Source organism: Pseudomonas sp. YA1 (assembly GCF_058680555.1).
The window spans coordinates 29,956-46,417 of the sequence record NZ_JBZWBG010000017.1; the positions used below are offsets into that span (position 1 = coordinate 29,956).

General features: G+C 69.4%; 14 protein-coding genes. 6 read left to right on the plus strand and 8 right to left on the minus strand.

What is annotated here, in order from left to right; all coding sequences use genetic code 11:
• Positions 1-41: 41 nt before the first annotated feature.
• Positions 42-1,154: a fatty acid desaturase DesB gene (gene desB, locus AC4OR5_RS22900; RefSeq protein ID WP_004347735.1), complete on the minus strand. Its 1,113-nt coding sequence runs from the start codon at positions 1,152-1,154 to the stop codon at positions 42-44.
• Positions 1,151-2,251 carry a ferredoxin reductase gene (locus tag AC4OR5_RS22905; RefSeq protein ID WP_043102766.1) on the minus strand — a complete coding sequence of 367 codons (1,101 nt, stop codon included), beginning with the start codon at positions 2,249-2,251 and terminating at the stop codon, positions 1,151-1,153. The genes desB and AC4OR5_RS22905 overlap by 4 nt, the downstream gene beginning before the upstream one ends.
• 158 nt (positions 2,252-2,409) lie before the next feature.
• Between AC4OR5_RS22905 and desT the strand changes: the two genes are divergently transcribed.
• The 5 genes from desT (at position 2,410) to AC4OR5_RS22930 (ending at position 5,667) form a co-directional block, all read left to right on the plus strand.
• A complete protein-coding gene (gene desT / locus AC4OR5_RS22910; RefSeq protein WP_003107570.1) occupies positions 2,410-3,039 on the plus strand; it encodes a TetR family transcriptional regulator DesT in 630 nt (209 codons plus the stop codon).
• A gap of 229 nt (positions 3,040-3,268) precedes the next feature.
• Positions 3,269-3,772, plus strand: coding sequence for an urease accessory protein UreE (ureE, locus tag AC4OR5_RS22915; RefSeq protein ID WP_058159930.1), 504 nt, complete (start codon positions 3,269-3,271; stop codon positions 3,770-3,772).
• On the plus strand, positions 3,769-4,440 hold the full coding sequence (locus tag AC4OR5_RS22920) for an urease accessory protein UreF (RefSeq protein ID WP_049321320.1): 672 nt from the start codon (positions 3,769-3,771) through the stop codon (positions 4,438-4,440). Before ureE ends, AC4OR5_RS22920 begins: the two co-directional genes overlap by 4 nt.
• 10 nt (positions 4,441-4,450) lie before the next feature.
• Positions 4,451-5,065, plus strand: a complete 615-nt coding sequence (gene ureG / locus AC4OR5_RS22925) for an urease accessory protein UreG (protein WP_003095530.1) — start codon at positions 4,451-4,453, stop codon at positions 5,063-5,065.
• A gap of 29 nt (positions 5,066-5,094) precedes the next feature.
• The gene (locus AC4OR5_RS22930) at positions 5,095-5,667 is read left to right on the plus strand and encodes a HupE/UreJ family protein (RefSeq protein ID WP_003123552.1); all 573 of its coding nucleotides are present in this window, start codon (positions 5,095-5,097) and stop codon (positions 5,665-5,667) included.
• A 16-nt stretch (positions 5,668-5,683) separates the two neighbouring features.
• On the opposite strand, the gene AC4OR5_RS22935 is transcribed toward AC4OR5_RS22930, so the two are convergent.
• On the minus strand, positions 5,684-6,706 hold the full coding sequence (locus tag AC4OR5_RS22935; protein WP_034037027.1) for a FecR family protein: 1,023 nt from the start codon (positions 6,704-6,706) through the stop codon (positions 5,684-5,686).
• Positions 6,699-7,235 carry a sigma-70 family RNA polymerase sigma factor gene (locus AC4OR5_RS22940; RefSeq protein ID WP_003095533.1) on the minus strand — a complete coding sequence of 179 codons (537 nt, stop codon included), beginning with the start codon at positions 7,233-7,235 and terminating at the stop codon, positions 6,699-6,701. The genes AC4OR5_RS22935 and AC4OR5_RS22940 overlap by 8 nt, the downstream gene beginning before the upstream one ends.
• Positions 7,236-7,433: 198 nt before the next feature.
• On the opposite strand from AC4OR5_RS22940, the gene AC4OR5_RS22945 reads away from it, so the two are divergent.
• Positions 7,434-10,370 carry a TonB-dependent receptor gene (locus AC4OR5_RS22945; RefSeq protein WP_277750031.1) on the plus strand — a complete coding sequence of 979 codons (2,937 nt, stop codon included), beginning with the start codon at positions 7,434-7,436 and terminating at the stop codon, positions 10,368-10,370.
• Between the two features lie 144 nt (positions 10,371-10,514).
• Here AC4OR5_RS22945 and AC4OR5_RS22950 read toward each other — a convergent pair whose 3' ends face one another.
• The 4 genes from AC4OR5_RS22950 to mdlC all read right to left on the minus strand — a co-directional run bounded on the left by AC4OR5_RS22950 (position 10,515) and on the right by mdlC (position 16,381).
• Complete coding sequence (locus AC4OR5_RS22950) at positions 10,515-11,768, minus strand: OprD family porin (RefSeq protein ID WP_058159932.1); 1,254 nt, start codon at positions 11,766-11,768, stop codon at positions 10,515-10,517.
• A gap of 107 nt (positions 11,769-11,875) precedes the next feature.
• Positions 11,876-13,345 (minus strand): aldehyde dehydrogenase family protein, encoded by a 1,470-nt coding sequence (locus AC4OR5_RS22955; RefSeq protein ID WP_058159933.1) that lies wholly within the window; start codon positions 13,343-13,345, stop codon positions 11,876-11,878.
• 22 nt (positions 13,346-13,367) lie between these two features.
• Entirely contained in the window at positions 13,368-14,708 is a 1,341-nt protein-coding gene (locus AC4OR5_RS22960) for an MFS transporter (protein WP_003135480.1), read from the minus strand.
• An 86-nt stretch (positions 14,709-14,794) separates the two neighbouring features.
• On the minus strand, positions 14,795-16,381 hold the full coding sequence (mdlC, locus tag AC4OR5_RS22965; RefSeq protein WP_003109446.1) for a benzoylformate decarboxylase: 1,587 nt from the start codon (positions 16,379-16,381) through the stop codon (positions 14,795-14,797).
• Positions 16,382-16,462 lie beyond the last annotated feature (81 nt).

Here is a 16,462-nt window from a genome sequence, read left to right on the forward strand (position 1 = left end):
CGGAGCGGCCCCGCCACGGGCGCCGCGAGCGTTCCGTCGGCTCAGCTGCGCCCCGCCGGGAGCGGCTCGCGCGGCGGCAGCCGATATACCCAGATGCGCCGCAAGACAGTGAGGAATTGCCGTCCAAGGCGTCCGCTGTTGTAGGTCTGCCCGTAGCGCCGGGCGATTTCGCGGACCTCGCGGGACAGCGCGGCGTAGCGACGCGCCGGCAGGTCCGGGTAGAGATGATGCTCGATCTGGTGGCTGAGGTTGCCGGTCAGGATGTGGAACAGCGGCCCGCCCTCCAGGTTGCTGGAGCCGCGCAACTGGCGCAGGTACCAGTGGCCACGGGTCTCCCCCTCCAGCACCGAGGGCGGGAAGACCACCGCCTTCTCGGTGAAGTGGCCGCAGAAGATCACCGTGAAGGTCCACAGGTTGCGCAGCACGTTGGCCAGCAGGTTGCCGACGAACACCGCGCCAAAGCCGCCGGCGAACAGGCCGAGAAGCGGGAACAGCAGGTAGTCCTTGGTCCACTGGCGACCCAGCTTGGCACGCAGGCGGCGTAGCAGCGGCATGAGTTCGGCCTTGTCCAGGCGCCCCTTGGCGTACTTGTCCAGGCGCAGATGCTGGATCGCCACCGCGTACTGGAACAGCAGCGCCTGCAGCGTCACCCACAGCGGTTGCCAGCGGTAGAACGGCTTCCAGCGCTGCTCCGGGAACAGACGCACGACCCCGTAGCCGACGTCGTCGTCCTTGCCCAGCACGTTGGTGTAGGTGTGGTGGATATGGTTGTGGGTGTGCCGCCAGAAGTCGGACGGCCCGGCGATGTCCCACTCGTAGGCGCGGCCGGCGAATTCCGGATCGTTCATCCAGTCGTACTGGCCGTGCATGACGTTGTGGCCCAGCTCCATGTTCTCGAGGATCTTGCCCAGGCCGAGAAGCAGGCTGCCGAGCAGCCAGGTCGGCGGCAGCCAGCCGAACATCAGCAGCGCCCTGCCGCTCCAGCAGCAGACGCGCACCGCCGCGCGGACCCGGCGGATGTAGCGCGCGTCGTCCGCGCCGAGATCGGCCAGGGTACGCTGGCGCAGGGCGTCGAGTTCGGCGCCGAAGGCCGCCAGTTGTTCCGGGGTCAGTTCGCGGTCGTCGCGCATCGCAGGGCTCGCAGGTCGGTTCACAGGTCCAGCGCCAGGTCGCCGTGGGCGGCGCTGACGCAGAGGCGGATAGGCTGGCCGGGCTCGCTGCACAGCGCGCCGCTGCGCAGGTCGCGCACGCAGCCGCTGAGCAGGACGCAGGTGCAACTGGCACAGATGCCCTGGCGGCAACCGTGGGCCGGGCGCAAGCCGTGGGCCTCGGCCTGTTCCAGCAGGCTGGCGGCGCTGTCGCCGGAGACTTCCCGCTGCGACCGGGCGAAGCGCAGGCGCACTTCGCGCGGCGCCTCCCCGCTGAGCCAGCGCGGGACGCTGAAGGATTCCGTCTGCAAGCCGGCGAAGCGTGCCCCCAGTTGCTCGCCCACCGCCTCGACGAAAGCCGCCGGCCCGCAGGCCAGGGCTTGGCTGCGCGCCAGGTCGGCTGCCCAGCCGTCCAGGTGGCGCGGCTGGAAATGCCCCTCCAGGCAGCCATCGGCCCGCGCCCCGCGGGTCAGGCTCCAGCGCAACTCCAGGTTCGGGTGGCGCGCCGCCAGCGCCTCCAGCTCGCCGAGCCAGGCGCGCTGGCCGGGATGACGGACGTAGTGCAGCCACAGCACGGGACCACGATAGCCGTTCTCCAGCGCCTCGCGGAGCAGGCCGAGCAAGGGCGTCAGGCCGCTGCCGGCGGCCAGCAGGCAGACCGCCTCGGCCTGCATCGGCCAGCGCAGATCGCCTTGCGCGGGCTGCAACTCGACACGCTGGCCGACCGCCAGGTGTTCGCACAACCAGGGCGAGAGCAGCCCGTCCGGGTGACGCTTGACGGCGATTTCCAGGCGCTCGCCGACCACCCGGGTCAGGCTGTAGCTGCGCCCGACCCGCACCCCGTCGCGCTCCGCCAGCAGCTGGATGTGCTGGCCCGACCGCGCCGGCGGCCAGCCGGGGGCGGTACGCAGGGCCAGGGCGAGCATATCGTCGGCCACCCAGTAGCGTGCCTCGACCCGCGCATAGTGGCGGTTCAGCGACGCCAGCGGATGGGCGTGGCGCAGCAGGCCGTCGACATCGGCCTCGCGCAGCCAGCCACGGGCGGCGAGACGGCGCAGGGGTGCGAGCAAGGGGGTCAGGAGAGCGAGGGGAAGCAAGGCCATCGAGAATATTTCAGTGAACGATCGTTCACAAAACTTTGCCCGTTCCGCGCAATCGAGTCAACAAGCGTTCACTGATGTATCCTTCGACCGCTGCCGTCCCCGGTTCGACCGGGTCGCGGGGCTTTTGCTACAGTCGCCGGTCCGCCAAAGGAAGCCGTATGTCCTCACCCCGCGCCGAACAGAAACAGCAGACCCGCCACGCGCTGATGAGCGCCGCGCGCCACCTGATGGAAAGCGGGCGCGGCTTCGGCAGCCTCAGCCTGCGCGAAGTGACGCGCGCCGCCGGCATCGTCCCGGCCGGCTTCTACCGGCACTTCAGCGACATGGACCAGCTCGGCCTGGCGCTGGTCGCCGAGGTCGACGAGACCTTCCGCGCCACCCTGCGCGCGGTGCGCCGCAACGAGTTCGAACTGGGCGGGCTGATCGACGCCTCGGTGCGCATCTTCCTCGACGCGGTCGGCGCCAACCGCTCGCAGTTCCTCTTCCTCGCCCGCGAGCAATACGGCGGCTCGTTGCCGATCCGCCAGGCCATCGCCAGCCTGCGCCAGCGCATCACCGACGACCTGGCCGCCGACCTGGCGCTGCTGAACAAGATGCCGCACCTCGACGGCGCGGCCCTCGACGTGTTCGCCGACCTGGTGGTGAAGACCGTCTTCGCCACCCTTCCGGAGCTGATCGACCCACCCGCCGCCGATCTGCCGCCGCACCTGATGCCAGCCGCGAAGATCACCCACCAGCTGCGTTTCATCATGATCGGCGGCAAGCACTGGCACGGCCTGCCCGGCTGACCCCACACCTCCCCAGCGGACCTCCGGCTCGGCGTTCGCCCGCGGACTAGACGCGCGCGCACCTTTCCGGTGCGGCAAAAAAGTCGTTGCGCACCAACCTGGCGCGCTGCAATATTTTGTTACATCCCTATGGCCCCGTTTTCCCGGTACAGGCGTCCCGCATCGACCTGGCAAGGCCCTTGCTGGTGCTTGTTGTGATTCCTTTCCTGTCGCATTGCGGAAACTGCCCATGCTGGTCATTCACCAACGCCTGCCCGCCCGCTCGCCCCGCTGGGACGAAGAACTCCACCTGACCTACGAGGCGCGCAGTAAAAGCCGCCTGCGCTGCTTCGCGGCGAGCGGCGAGGAGGTCGGCCTGTTCCTCGAGCGCGGCCAGCCGCCGCTGGCCGACGGCGACTGCCTGAAGGCCCGCGACGGTCGCCTGGTGCGGGTCGTCGCCCGCCCCGAGCGTCTGCTCCACGTCACCTGCGCCAGCCCGCTGGAACTGACCCGCGCCGCCTACCACCTGGGCAACCGTCACGTCGCCCTGCAGGTCGGCGACGGCTGGCTGCGCCTGCTCGACGACTACGTGCTGAAAGCCATGCTCGAACAGCTCGGCGCCACGGTGGAAGCCATCGAGGCGCCGTTCCAGCCGGAGCACGGCGCCTACGGCGGAGGCCACCACCACTCGCACCATGGCGCGGCGGAGTTCAACTACGCGCCGCGCCTGCACCAGTTCGGCGTGCGCCGGTGAACAGCATCTGGGCGCGCCTGCGCCTGGCCAGCTCGCAGTTGCCGATCGGCGGATACAGCTATTCCCAGGGCCTGGAGGCGGCCCTCGACAATGGCTGGGTGCGCGACGCCGAGAGCGCGCGGACCTGGCTGGTCGACCAGTTGCAACTGAACCTGGCGCGCTTCGAGGCACCGCTGCTGGCCGGCCTGCTGCGCGCCGCGCTGGTCGGCGACTGGGCCGCCTGCGATGCGGCCAGCGAACGCCATAGGGCCAGCCGCGAGACCCGCGAGCTGGCCCAGGAGAGCCGGCAGATGGGCTTTTCCCTGCACCAATTGCTGGAAGCCCTGCCCGAGCTCGACGCTCCCGGCCGCGCCTGGCTGGCTCGCCAGGACCCGCCCAATCTCGCCGCCGCCTGGGCGATGGCCGCGCGCGCCTGGCGCCTGGACCCCGAGGAGGCGCTCAGTGCCTGGTTCTGGAGCTGGCTGGAAAACCAGTTGGCGGTGCTGATGAAAACCCTGCCGCTCGGCCAACTGGCCGCGCAGAAACTTGCTTCCAGCCTGCTGCCGGAACTCGACCGCGCCTGCGCCGAGGCGCTGCGACGGCCCGCCGTCGAGGGCAGCGCCGCGTTCGGCCTGGCGCTGGCCAGCATGACCCACGAAACCCAGTACAGCCGTCTGTTCCGTTCCTAGGAGAAAACCCATGACATCCCAACCCCTGCGTGTCGGCATCGGCGGTCCGGTGGGCTCCGGCAAGACCGCCCTGACCCTGGCCCTGTGTCGCGAACTGCGCGAGCGCTACAACCTCGCGGTGGTCACCAACGACATCTATACCCAGGAAGACGCAGAGTTCCTGGTGCGCAACGAGGCCCTCGCCCCCGAGCGGATCATCGGCGTGGAAACCGGCGGCTGCCCGCACACGGCGATCCGCGAGGACGCCTCGATCAACCTGGAGGCGGTGGACCAGCTCAACCGGCGCTTCCCCGGCCTCGAACTGATCCTGGTGGAATCCGGCGGCGACAACCTGTCGGCCACCTTCAGCCCCGAGCTGTCCGACCTGACCCTCTACGTGATCGACGTTTCCGCCGGCGACAAGATCCCGCGCAAGGGCGGCCCCGGCATCTGCAAGTCGGACCTGCTGGTGATCAACAAGATCGACCTGGCGCCGCTGGTCGGCGCCTCCCTCGACGTGATGGACCGGGACGCCCGGCGCATGCGCGGCGACAAGCCGTTCGTGTTCAGCAACCAGAAGACCGGCCAGGGGCTGGACGAAATCATCGCCTTCATCGAGCGCCAGGGCCTGCTGACCGCCGCCTGACGCCACCTCGCAACGACAAGGAACCGCCAATGAAACTGCCCAAGCTGCTCGCCGCCCTCGTCCTGCTCGCCGCGCCGGCGCTGGCCTTCGCCCACCCCGGCCACGGCGAACACGGCCTGGTCGCCGGCCTCGCCCATCCGCTCACCGGTCTCGACCACCTGCTGGCGATGTTCGCCGTCGGCCTCTGGGCCGCCCAGCAACAGGGAGCCGCGCGTCTCGCCCTGCCCTGCACCTTCGTCGGCACCATGCTGGTCGGCGGGCTGCTCGGCTTCGAGGGCCTGCAACTGCCGTTCATGGAGACCGGCATCGCCGCCTCGGTGCTCGCCCTCGGCCTCTGCGTGGCCCTCGCCGTGCGCCCGCCGCTGCCGCTGGCGATGGCCGCCACCGCACTATTCGCCCTGGCCCACGGGGTCGCCCACGGCCTGGAGCTACCGGACCTCTCCAGCCCCTGGCTGTACGCGCTCGGTTTCGTCGCCGCCACCGCCGCGCTGCACGCCGCCGGCTACGCGCTGGTGCGCTTCCTGCCGCAGGCGGCCGCGCCCCTGGTACGTCTCGCCGGGCTGGCCTCGGCGGGCGCCGGGGTCTGGTTGCTGGCCGGCTGAGCCGCCGCGCCTCCCCTCAGCGCCTGATCAGCACCCGTCGGCCTTGGTGCACGAGGCGCAGGCCATGGGTCTGCGCCAGCATCGCCAGGGCCAGCGGCAGGTCGTCGACGGGAAAGGTGCCGGAGACCCGAAGCGGGTCCAGCGACGGCTCGCACTCGATGCTCTCGCCGCCGTAGCGCATCAGTTCTCCCGCCCACTGCCGCAGCGGCATGTCGTCGGCCACCAGCAGGCCCTGGCGCCAGGCCAGCGCGGCCTCGCTGGCGGACTCGACGGGGCCGATCCGCTGGCGATCGAAGCGCACCCGCTGGCCAGCCTCGATCACCCGGCCATCCGCCGCGCTCGCGGCGCCCTCCGGACGCACCTGGACCGCGCCTTCGTACACCGCCAGCACTGTCTCTGCGCCCTCGCGTCGGACGCTGAAAGCGGTACCCAGCGCGCGCATCAGGCCCTGTTCGGTGCGCACCAGGAACGGTCGCGGCGGCTCGCGCCGATCCGCCGCGGTGCGGAGGTAGATCTCTCCGCGATACAGGCGCAGCAGGCGCTGGCCGGCGTCGTAGCGCACGTCCAGCGCGCTGTCGGTGTTCATCTCGACCTGGCTGCCGTCCTCCAGCACCAGGTCGCGCCGCTCGCCGACGGCAGTGAGGTAGTCGGCGCCGAAGCCGTCGCGCCAGACCTGGGCGCGCCATCCCCACCAGACCAGCGGCGCGCCGCCGAGCAGCAGGACGAGGCCGCGCAGGACCGCGCGCCGGCCGCTGCCGGACGGACGCTCGAGCGCACGCCGGGCCAGCGCCGGCGGCAGCGAACCGATATTCGCCAGCAGACGCTCGGCGCGCCGCCAGGCGCGCTGGTGCTCGGGGCTGCGCGAGCGCCAGGACTCCAGCTCGGCCTGCTGCGCCGGAGCCAGCGGCCCCTCCTGCATCAGCAGCAGCCAGGAGGCGGTCTCCCTGAGCACCTGCGGGGCGATCGCCTCGGCGGCCGGCGGCCCGGAAAGCTCCGAATCGCCCGCCTGCGGCGCCCGGCTGGAAGCGCGGTCATTCATCGGGCATCAGGCTCAGGCAGGTCACGTAGGCCTGGTGGATGAACTTCTTCACCGTCGGCAGCGCGACGCCCAGCGCCTGGGCGATGTCCTTCTGCTTCATGCCGTCCAGCGTCGCCATCAGGAATGCCTGTTTCACCCGCGGGCGCAGGGTGTCGAGCAGCGCGTCGATCTCGTGCAGGGTCTCGACGATCACGCTCTGTTGTTCCGGCGACGGCTGCAACGGCTCGGGCAACGTGGCCAGGGCCTCCAGCCAGGCGAGTTCCAGCGATTGGCGACGGCGCCAGCTGACCAGCACGCAGTTGGCGATGCGGGTGAGGTAGGCGCGCGGCTGACGGATCGCGTCACGCTGGCCGCCATCGCGGCTGGCGAGGATGCGCAGGAAGGTGTCGTGGGCCAGGTCATCGGCCACGCCGCGTCCCCAGGAGCGAAGTCGGTAGGCCAGCCAGTTGCGCAACCAGGCATGGTTTTCACGGTAGAGCGTGGCGACGCAGTCGCGGTCCGCTTGCAGGCAGGGGCTTGGCGCATTCATCGGAGGCGCATTCATCGGAATAGTCAGCTGGCTTCAATCGCAAATGAAAACTATTATCACTAATTTTCTGCTGACCACAATGTCGGCGCCCTTCCTCGACCGACCCCGCCGAACCCGAAATATCCCTTTTCCAATCTCGTGCGACAGAGGGAATGAGAGCCCGCAATGACGGGCGCCAACCCTGCGAGCGAAGAAGTCATGTCCCTACAACGCCCTATCCCCAGCCTGGCGCGTCCCTTGTCGCGCCTCTCCCCGCTCACCCTTGCCCTGCGCTGCGCCCTGCTCGGCCTGTCGGCGGTCGGCGCCGGCCTGCTCGGCGGCGGCCTGGCCCACGCGCAGAGCGTCGGCCAGCACAGCGCGGCTACCCGCCTGGACGACGCCACGCCACGCAGCTACGACATCCCGGCGGGGTCGCTGGGCGCCTCCCTGGGCGCCTTCGCCAGCCAGTCGGGCCTGCTGCTGTCCTTCGACCCCGCGCTGACCCGCGGCCGCACCGCGCCGGCGCTCAAGGGCCGCTACAGCGTACTGGAAGGCTTGCAGCGAGTGCTGTCGAACACCGGCCTGCAGGTCGCGGCGGGAACCTCCGGCGCCTACCTGCTGGTCGAGCCGCGCATGTCCGGAGAAGCCCCGGCCGACCTGTCGCCGGTGGTGGTCTCGGCCGCCGAGCTGGCCGATCCGCAGAAGGAAACCTATACCGCGCCGCGCTCGTCGGTGTACCTCTCCAGCGAAGAGATCGACCGCTTCGGCCGGGTTTCCGTGGGTGACCTGCTCCAGGGCATCCCGGGCGTACAGGTCGGCGACAGCCGCAACGGTGGCGCGCTGGACGTCAACATCCGCGGCATCCAGGGGCAGAGCCGGGTGGCGGTGCGGGTCGACGGCGCGGAGCAGGCGCTGGACGTCTACCGCGGCTACGCCGGCACCCAGCAGCGCAGCTACATCGATCCCGACCTGGTCAGCAGCGTGACCGTCGACAAGGGTCCCTCGACCCGCTCGGGCGCGATCGGCGGCAGCGTGGAAATGCGCACCATCGGCGTCAAGGACATCCTGGTGGACGGTAAGGACCTCGGCGTGCGCTTCACCGGCAACGTCTGGAACAACGGCGTCGCCCCGCAGCACCGCAGCGCCAGTTCGAAGACCGAGAATCTCAGCAGCGTGCCGCACGATGACCGCGGCAGCCTGTTCGGCTCCCAGGCCAAGTCCGGCAGCGCCGCCTTCGCCTACCGCAACGAGCATCTGGACCTGGTCGCCGCCTATGCGCAGCGCAATCAGGGCAACTACTTTTCCGGCAAGAAAGGCCAGGACCGCTATCGCGTCTACAACCGCTACGGTCGCGAGGAAAGCAGCGTAGCCAAGGTCTACAACGCAGGGGAGGAAGTGCTCAACTCGTCGTCGGAGACCGAGTCCTACCTGCTCAAGGCGACCTGGCGCATCGCCGACGAGCACACCCTGGACCTCGGCTATCGTCGCTACGACGGGCGCACCGGGGAGATCATGCCGTCGGACATCTTCCGTTTCGGCACCGCCGGCATCTACCAGTACCCATTGAGCGAAGTGAAGATCGACACCTACACCGCACGCTACCGTTACCTGCCCGAGAACAATCCGCTGGTGGACCTCAGCACCGGCCTGTGGATGACCGAGGCGAAGAGCGACATGCTGACCTCGGTGCTGGCACCGCGCTCCCAGGCCTATCGCTCCGACCGCAACTGGACGCGCCAGGACAACCGGCGCATCGGCGGCGACCTGAACAACGTGGCGCGCTTCGAAACCGACTTCGGCGATTTCAAGCTCGACCTCGGCGGCTCGTTCCAGGTCGAAGACATCCAGCCGCAGAAAAGCGTGGTCACCACCCTCCACGACATCAACGCCAACCGCACCCTGAGGGACGCCACCCGCCAGGAATACGGCCTCAACGGCAAGCTCGAGTTCAAGCCGGTCGAGCGCCTGACGCTATGGGGCGGCGGCCGCTACAGCCACTTCAACAGCAAGGACAACGGCATCTCCGCCTCGCCGCGGCGCGAGGATCGCGACATGCGCTTCATCACGGTGAGCAGGCCCGGCTACTACGGCTCGATGATGTGGTTCCCCGACCAGAACGGCCAGTACACCGACGCCACCGATCCGCGCCTCAACAACGGCATCGTCACCAACAACACCAATAATCCGTTCGAAGGCATTCCCTTCGACGAGTTCGGCCCGGCCAACGTGACGGTCCATCCCTCGCGGGTCACCAACGTGGTCACCGGCTACAACTACAGCAAGAAGGGCAGCAGCCGCGGCGGCGGTTTCTCGCCGGCATTCGGGATCAATTTCGAGCTGGCCCCGGATACCTTCGTCTACGCCTCCTACACCGAAGGCCTGCGCCTGCCGTCGCTGTTCGAGACCAGCCAGGGCACTCTCCAGGTGGAGCCGGGCAAGGACCTCAAGCCCGAGCGTTCGCGCAGCTGGGAGATCGGTGCCAGCGCGCTGCGCGACAGCCTGTTGGCCGACGGCGACTCGGCGGCGATCAAGCTGGCCTACTTCAACAACACCATCAAGAACTACATCACCCGCTATTACGATCCGGGCCAGATGGGCCTGATGACCTTCAGCAACACCGACAGCTACCGCACCAGCGGTCTCGAACTGCAATCGCACTACGACGCAGGGCGGGTGTTCGCCGACCTGTCGGCGACCTACTACCTGAAGACCGAGACCTGCGACGCCGCCTTCGCCGCCAGGCTGCGCGCCGGCGCCAACCGCTACCAGCGCACCGAGAACACGCCGAACTGCACACCGGGCAGCTTCATGGGCTCCTATACCAACACGCAGAACCCGCCGCGGCTGGCGACCAACCTGACCGCCGGCCTGCGCTTCTTCGACCAGGCCCTGACCCTGGGCGGACGCATGACCTATACCTCCGGCCCCACCGCCACGGCGGACAAGCCCTGGCAGGTCGGCGCCACCACACCGCAGATCGAGTACCGCTCGGTGCAGTTGTTCGACCTGTTCCTCAAGTACAAGCTGTTCGAGCACACCGAACTGAATGCCTCGCTGCAGAACCTTACCGACCGCTATTACCTCGACCCGCTGGCACAGAGTTTCATGCCCGCGCCCGGGCGTACCCTGCGGGTGGGGATGCAGGCGAAGTTCTGAGCCGCCCTCTCCCCCTCCAGGCGTTGTCGGCGGAGCGCCGCTCCGGTAGGGCGGATAACCGCCCAGCGGCTATCCGCCGAAGCACCGGGCCTCCCGCTCCCCGTCCCTCCGAAACTGTCCGGAGGAGCGGCGAGACAGCGTCCGTCACCACGACAACGGATAACTCACCACCAGCCGCGTCTGGTCGAAGTCGCTGTTGAAGCTGCGTCGGTTGCTGGCGTGGTTGAGGCGCACGTTGAGCCGCGCCAGCGGACCGCTCTGCACGGTGTAGCCGAGTTCGACATCGCGCTCCCATTCCTTGCCGCCGCTACCGGCCTTGGTGGTGGCGTTCGAGCCATGGCCGTAGCGGACCATGCCGATCAGGCCGGGCCAGCCGAGGCCGACGAAATCGTAGTCGTAGCGAACCTGCCAGGAGCGTTCGTCGGCGTTGGTGAAGTTGCCGTTGAACATGTCGTTGCCCATGCTCCGCCCACTGCTGCCGTAGACCGACTGCCAGCCGCTGTCGCCGCCAACCTTCTGCAGGCCAAGGTAGAAGGTGTGCAGGCCGATGCCGGCGGAAAACAGGCCGTAGACGGTATGGCTGTCGATCTCGCCGGCGCGCGCGGCACCGTCGTCGCGGTCGACGAACAGGCCGAGGTTGGCGCCCAGGGTCCAGTCGCCGACACGCTGCTTGTGCAGCAGGTTGGCGTAGCTCTGCCGGTAGACGTCCTCCAGTTGCCCGTGCCACAGGCCCAGTTGGGTGCGCTCGCGGTTGAAGCGGTATTCGGCGCCGGCGTAGTTGAAACCGTCCGATTTCTGCGTCGGCGCGGTCCAGGCCGACAGGTCCTGCATGTCCGCCGAATTGCGCAGGCTCACCGCGTCGAAGCGTCCGGCCTGCAGGGCCAGGCCCGGCAGCTCGCGGGAAACCACGGCGAAGCCGCGGAACGTCTGCGGCAGCAGGCGTCCGTCGTCGTAGCGCAACAGCGGAATGTCCGGGAGCATCTCGCCGATCTTCAATTCGCTGGCCGAAACGCGCAGCTTGGCGGCCACGCCGACACGCCCATAGTCGTCCGCCGCGCGACCGCCATCGTGCAACGGAAGAAGCTCGGAATTGCTGGTGCCACGTCCGCTGTTCAGCTTCACGCCGAACAGGCCGATGGCGTCGAGGCCGACGCCGACCGTGCCCGGGGTATAGCCGGAACTGAACTTGAGGATGAAGCCCTGCGCCCACTCGTCCACCAGGCTCTTGCCGGCATCGTGGTCGCGGAAATCGCGGTTGAAGTAATAGTTGCGCAGGACCAGGTCGGTCTTCGCATCCTCCAGGAAGCCGCCCTCGGCAGCTTGCGCGGCAAGACAGGCGAGCATCGGCAGGACCGCCCCTGCGTTGCGCGGGACTGCGGTTTTACGACGGATTTTCATTGTTATTGTGCTCCGTTTTTCAGGGACGACCGGGCCCCGGCAGCCTCTGCGGGCCACCTGGCGACGACGGTCGGGTCAGCGGCGGGGCGCGGGCCCCGCCGCCAGGGTCAGAACGGGTACTGGCGCGGCGCGTGCTGCACGCTGATCCAGTGGTCGGTGGTGAATTCCTCGATGGCCCAGTCGCCGTTGAAGCGGCCAAGCCCGGAGTTCTTCTCGCCGCCGAAGGGCGCGTTGGCCTCGTCGTTCACCGGAATGTCGTTGACGTGGGTCATCCCCGCGCGAAGCTGGCGGGCAAAGCGCACCGCGCGTTCCAGGTCGCGGCTGAACACCGCGCTGGACAGCCCGTATTCGCTGGCGTTGGCCAACTCCAGCGCATGCGCCTCGTCGCGCGCGCGGAGCAGGCCGACCAGCGGGCCGAAGATTTCATCGCGGGCGATCTCCATCGTCGCGCTGACCTCGCCGAATACGTGCGGAGCCAGCAACTGCCCATCGACGCCGCCCTCGTACAGCGGCTTGGCGCCTTCCTGGCGGGCCAGGCGGATCTTTTCCAGCAGGCCTTCGAGCTGGCGCGCGTTGACGATCGGCCCAACCGCGGTATCGGCGCGCTGCGGATCGCCGACGCGGAGGCCCTTGACCCGCTCGACGAAGCGCGCGGCGAAGGCGTCGTAGAGGCTGTCCTCGACGATGATGCGGTTGATCGCCATGCAGATCTGCCCCTGGTGGAGGAACTTGCCGAACACCGCGGCATTCACCGCCTGCTCCAGGTCGGCGTCGCCGAGCACCACGAACGGACTGTTGCCGCCCAGCTCCAGCGCCACGTGCTTGAGATGCGCGCCGCCGCTGGCGATGCGGCCGATGTTGCGGCCCACCGGGGTCGATCCGGTGAAGGTCACCAGGCCCGGCACCGGGTGTTCGACGAAGGCGTCGCCGATCTCGCTGCCGGGGCCGACCACCACGCTGAACAGCCCGGCCGGCAGCCCGGCCTCTTCGAAGATCCGCGCCAGCAGCAGTCCGCCGCAGACCGGCGTGTCGCTGGCCGGCTTGACCACCACCGCGTTGCCCAGCGCCAGGGCCGGGGCGATGGAACGCTGGGTCAGGTGCAGCGGGAAGTTCCACGGGCTGATCACCCCGACCACACCGATGGCGCTGCGGTAGACCCGGCTTTCCTTGCCCGGCACGTCGGACTCGACGATGCGCCCGTGCACCCGTGCCGGGAACGACGCCGACTCCAGGGTGATCGCGCGCACCGCGCCCCATTCGATCTCGGCCTTCAGGCGGGTGCTGCCGGACTCGCGGATGAGCCAGTCGACGATCTCCTCGTGGCGGCGGTCGAACACCTCCACCGCCTTGTACAGCACCGCCGCGCGTGCCGAGGGCCCGAGCGCAGCCCATGCCGGCTGGACCTCGGCGGCCTTGGCGTAGGCGGCATCGAGGTCGTCGCGGTCGGCCTGCTCGATCTCCAGCAGCAGGCTGCCGTCGAACGGATTGCTCACCTTCAGCCGGCGGCCGGCCCGGCCGTGGCGCCACTCGCCGGCCAGTGGCTGGAGACCGAGGTCGGTATAACGGGAATCGCTCATCGCTCTTCTCCTCTTTCGAAAATCACAGGGGTTTCTTCGCCGTCGCGTCGACGGACACTTCCGCCGGCACGCGCGGCCGCAGGTGGATGCAGGCGATCGCCAGCGCGCCGATCACGCCAGGCGCGGCGAAGGCCAGGAAGTTCTGCTGGAACGGCAGCTCCAGGGCCAGCAGGCTGCCGCCGAGCATCGGCCCGGCGATGGCGCCGAGGCGACCGACGCCGGCAGCCCAGCCGACCCCGGTGGAGCGCACCCAGGCCGGGTAGAACTGCGCGGCGTAGGCATGGATCACCGCCAGGGTGCCGATGGTGGTGGCGCCGGCCACCACCAGCAGGCCGTTGAGCAGCCAGGGGCCTGGCCCCAGGCCGAGGGCCGCCAGGGAGGCCGCGGCCAGAGCGAAGAACAGCACCAGGGTGCGGCCGGCGCCGAGGCGGTCGGCCAGCCAGCCGCCGAACAACGCACCGAGGGTCGCCCCGACATTCAGGGTGACGAGGAACGCCAGGCTCGAACCGAGGGCGTAGCCGCCGCCGGCCATCAGCTTCGGCAACCAGGTGTTGAGCCCGTAGCTCATCAGCATGCACATGGCGAAGGCCACCCACAGCAACAGGGTGCCCAGTGCCTGGCGCCCCTCGAACAACTGGGCGACCCGTCCGCTCGGCGCTTCGGCCGCGACAGCGTTCGCCCGCTCGGCGCCGGGCCGGTAGTCGGGATCGACCTTGCGCAGCAGCGCGTCCAGTTCGGCGCGGCGGCCCTTGAGTTCGAGGAACGCCGCCGACTCCGGCAACCAGCGCAGCATCAGCGGCACCGCCAGCACCGGCAGCACCGCCACGTAGAACACCGATTGCCAGCCCCAGGCGGGGATCATGGCGATCGCCAGTAGCGCCGAGAGCACCGCGCCCACCGAGTAGAAGGCCGACATCACCGTGACCAGGGTGCTGCGCCGCCCGGCCGGGGCGAATTCGCTGATCAGGTTGATCGCGCTGGGCACCAGCGCGCCCAGCGCCAGGCCGGTGAAGAAGCGTCCGGCGCCCAGTTCCAGCGGGTCGCGGGCGTGGCCGGTGAGGAAGGCGGCGAGGCTCGCCAGCAGGGTGGTGGCGATCACCAGGCGGCGCCGGCCGAAGCGGTCCGCCAGCGGCGCCAGCAGGGTGCCGCCGAAGAGCATGCCGAACAGCGCGCAACTGCCGAGGGTGCCGGCCTGCACCGGGCTCAGCTGCCACTCCTGCATCAGGCGTGGCACCACCGAGCCGTAGATGACCATGTCGTAGCCGTCGAACAGCATGATGAAACACCCCCAGCCGAGAATCAGCCAGTGAGTACGGTTAAAGCGGGCAGCGTCGATCACCGCCGCAGCGGATTGCCTGTTCATACCAACCTCTCTCTTGTTCTTGTTATGGGCGCACGCGGGCGTCGGTCGGCACCGCCCACTCTGGCATGGGGCGGCGCCGTGGAACATCAGGGTTCGATGGTTTGCGTCGGCACCTCGATCAAAACCGGGCGATCAGCGGCCAGGGCATGCTTCAAGGCGCTTTCCAGCTCTTCGCGGGTGGCCGCGTGGAGCGCCTCGACGCCATAGCCGCGGGCGATCGCGCAGAAGTCCAGGCCGGGCACGTCGAGCCCCGGCGCATCGGGCACCTCGAGCACCCCGGCGAACCAGCGCAGGGCGCCGTAGGTACCGTTCTTGAGGATGATGAACACCGCCGGCACACGGTATTGCGCGGCGCTCCAGAGTGCGGTGATGCCATAGTTGGCCGAGCCGTCGCCGATGATCCCGATCACCTGCCGCCGCGGCTGCGCCAGTTGCGCGCCGACCGCCGCCGGCAGGCCGAAGCCGAGTCCGCCGGCGGCCGGGAAGAAGTAGCTGCCCGGCTCGCGCATCTCCACGCGCTGCCAGAAGGCGGTCACGGTGGAAGTCGACTCCTTGACGAAGATGGCGTCGCGCGGCGCCAGCGCATCGATCACGTCGAACACGGTTTCCGGCCGCAGCGGTCCGCCCTCCTCGGCCAGCGCCGGCGGTCGCGGCAGCGCCTCGGGCAACGGCCGCGCACTGGGGCGGACCTGTTCGAGCAGTGCCTCGAGGGTCAGCGCGATGTCGCCGACCAACGCGTCGCCCATCGGCGCCCGTGCCGCTTCGCCGGGATCGCAGGTGACCTGCACCAGCTCGGCGCCGGCCGGCAGGTAATCGCCGGGGGCGAACTGGTGATAGCGGAACACCGGCGCGCCGACCACCAGGATCAGGTCGTGGCCGTCCAGCAGCCGGCTGATCCCGGCGATGGCCGCCGGCAGCACGCCGCGGAAGCAGGCATGGCGGGTGGGGAACGGACAGCGCGAGGCCGACGGCGCGACCCAGGCCGGCATCCGCAGCTTCTCCGCCAGTTGCACGGCCAGGCCGTTGGCATTCGCCCCGTCGACGTCCGGACCGAGCACCAGCACCGGGTTGCGCGAGCGCGACAGGCGCTCGCCGAGTTCGGCCAGCAATGCCGGCGCCGGCAGCGCGGCGCCGCTGACCTGGCGCGCGGCCAGGTGTTCGACACCGGCCGGCGCCGGTTGCGCCCAGTCGTCGTAGGGAATCGACAGGTACACCGGCGCCCGCGGCGGCAGGCTGGCGGTCTGGATCGCCTGGCTCAACGCGCGCGGCACATCCTGGGCGCAGGCCGGCTCGTGGCTCCATTTCACCAGCGGCTTGGGCAGTTGTCCGGCATCGACGTTGGCGAGCATCGCCTCGACCCCGATCATCGAGCGCACCTGCTGCCCGGCGGTGATGACCAGGGGGCTATGGGAGTACCAGGCGTTGGTCAGCGCGCCCATGCCGTTGCCGGTGCCGGCCGCCGCATGCAGGTTGACGAAGGCCGGGCGGCCGCTGGCCAGGGCGAAGCCATCGGCCATGCCGACCACCGCGCCCTCGTGCAGGCCGAGGATGTAGCGGAAATCCTCGGGGAAGTCCTTGAGGAACGGCAGCTCGTTGGAGCCGGGGTTGCCGAAGACGGTGGTCAGGCCGTGGCGACGGAGGATCTCGTAAGACGCGGAATGGACGGTTTTCATGCAGGCCTTCAAGCTCGTTTCCTGGATTTGCGCTACTGTTGCAGCCGCTCGATAGTCAATCAAATCGATACTCTTTCTATA

Bases quoted from the DNA above. Each gene is read 5' to 3' on its own strand.
- AC4OR5_RS22905 (WP_043102766.1), bottom strand. From the start codon at position 2,251: ATGGCCTTGCTTCCCCTCGCTCTCCTGACCCCCTTGCTCGCACCCCTG.
- desT (WP_003107570.1), top strand. From the start codon at position 2,410: ATGTCCTCACCCCGCGCCGAACAGAAACAGCAGACCCGCCACGCGCTG.
- ureE (WP_058159930.1), top strand. From the start codon at position 3,269: ATGCTGGTCATTCACCAACGCCTGCCCGCCCGCTCGCCCCGCTGGGAC.
- ureG (WP_003095530.1), top strand. From the start codon at position 4,451: ATGACATCCCAACCCCTGCGTGTCGGCATCGGCGGTCCGGTGGGCTCC.
- AC4OR5_RS22930 (WP_003123552.1), top strand. From the start codon at position 5,095: ATGAAACTGCCCAAGCTGCTCGCCGCCCTCGTCCTGCTCGCCGCGCCG.
- AC4OR5_RS22935 (WP_034037027.1), bottom strand. From the start codon at position 6,706: ATGAATGACCGCGCTTCCAGCCGGGCGCCGCAGGCGGGCGATTCGGAG.
- AC4OR5_RS22940 (WP_003095533.1), bottom strand. From the start codon at position 7,235: ATGAATGCGCCAAGCCCCTGCCTGCAAGCGGACCGCGACTGCGTCGCC.
- AC4OR5_RS22945 (WP_277750031.1), top strand. From the start codon at position 7,434: ATGTCCCTACAACGCCCTATCCCCAGCCTGGCGCGTCCCTTGTCGCGC.
- AC4OR5_RS22950 (WP_058159932.1), bottom strand. From the start codon at position 11,768: ATGAAAATCCGTCGTAAAACCGCAGTCCCGCGCAACGCAGGGGCGGTC.
- AC4OR5_RS22955 (WP_058159933.1), bottom strand. From the start codon at position 13,345: ATGAGCGATTCCCGTTATACCGACCTCGGTCTCCAGCCACTGGCCGGC.
- AC4OR5_RS22960 (WP_003135480.1), bottom strand. From the start codon at position 14,708: ATGAACAGGCAATCCGCTGCGGCGGTGATCGACGCTGCCCGCTTTAAC.
- mdlC (WP_003109446.1), bottom strand. From the start codon at position 16,381: ATGAAAACCGTCCATTCCGCGTCTTACGAGATCCTCCGTCGCCACGGC.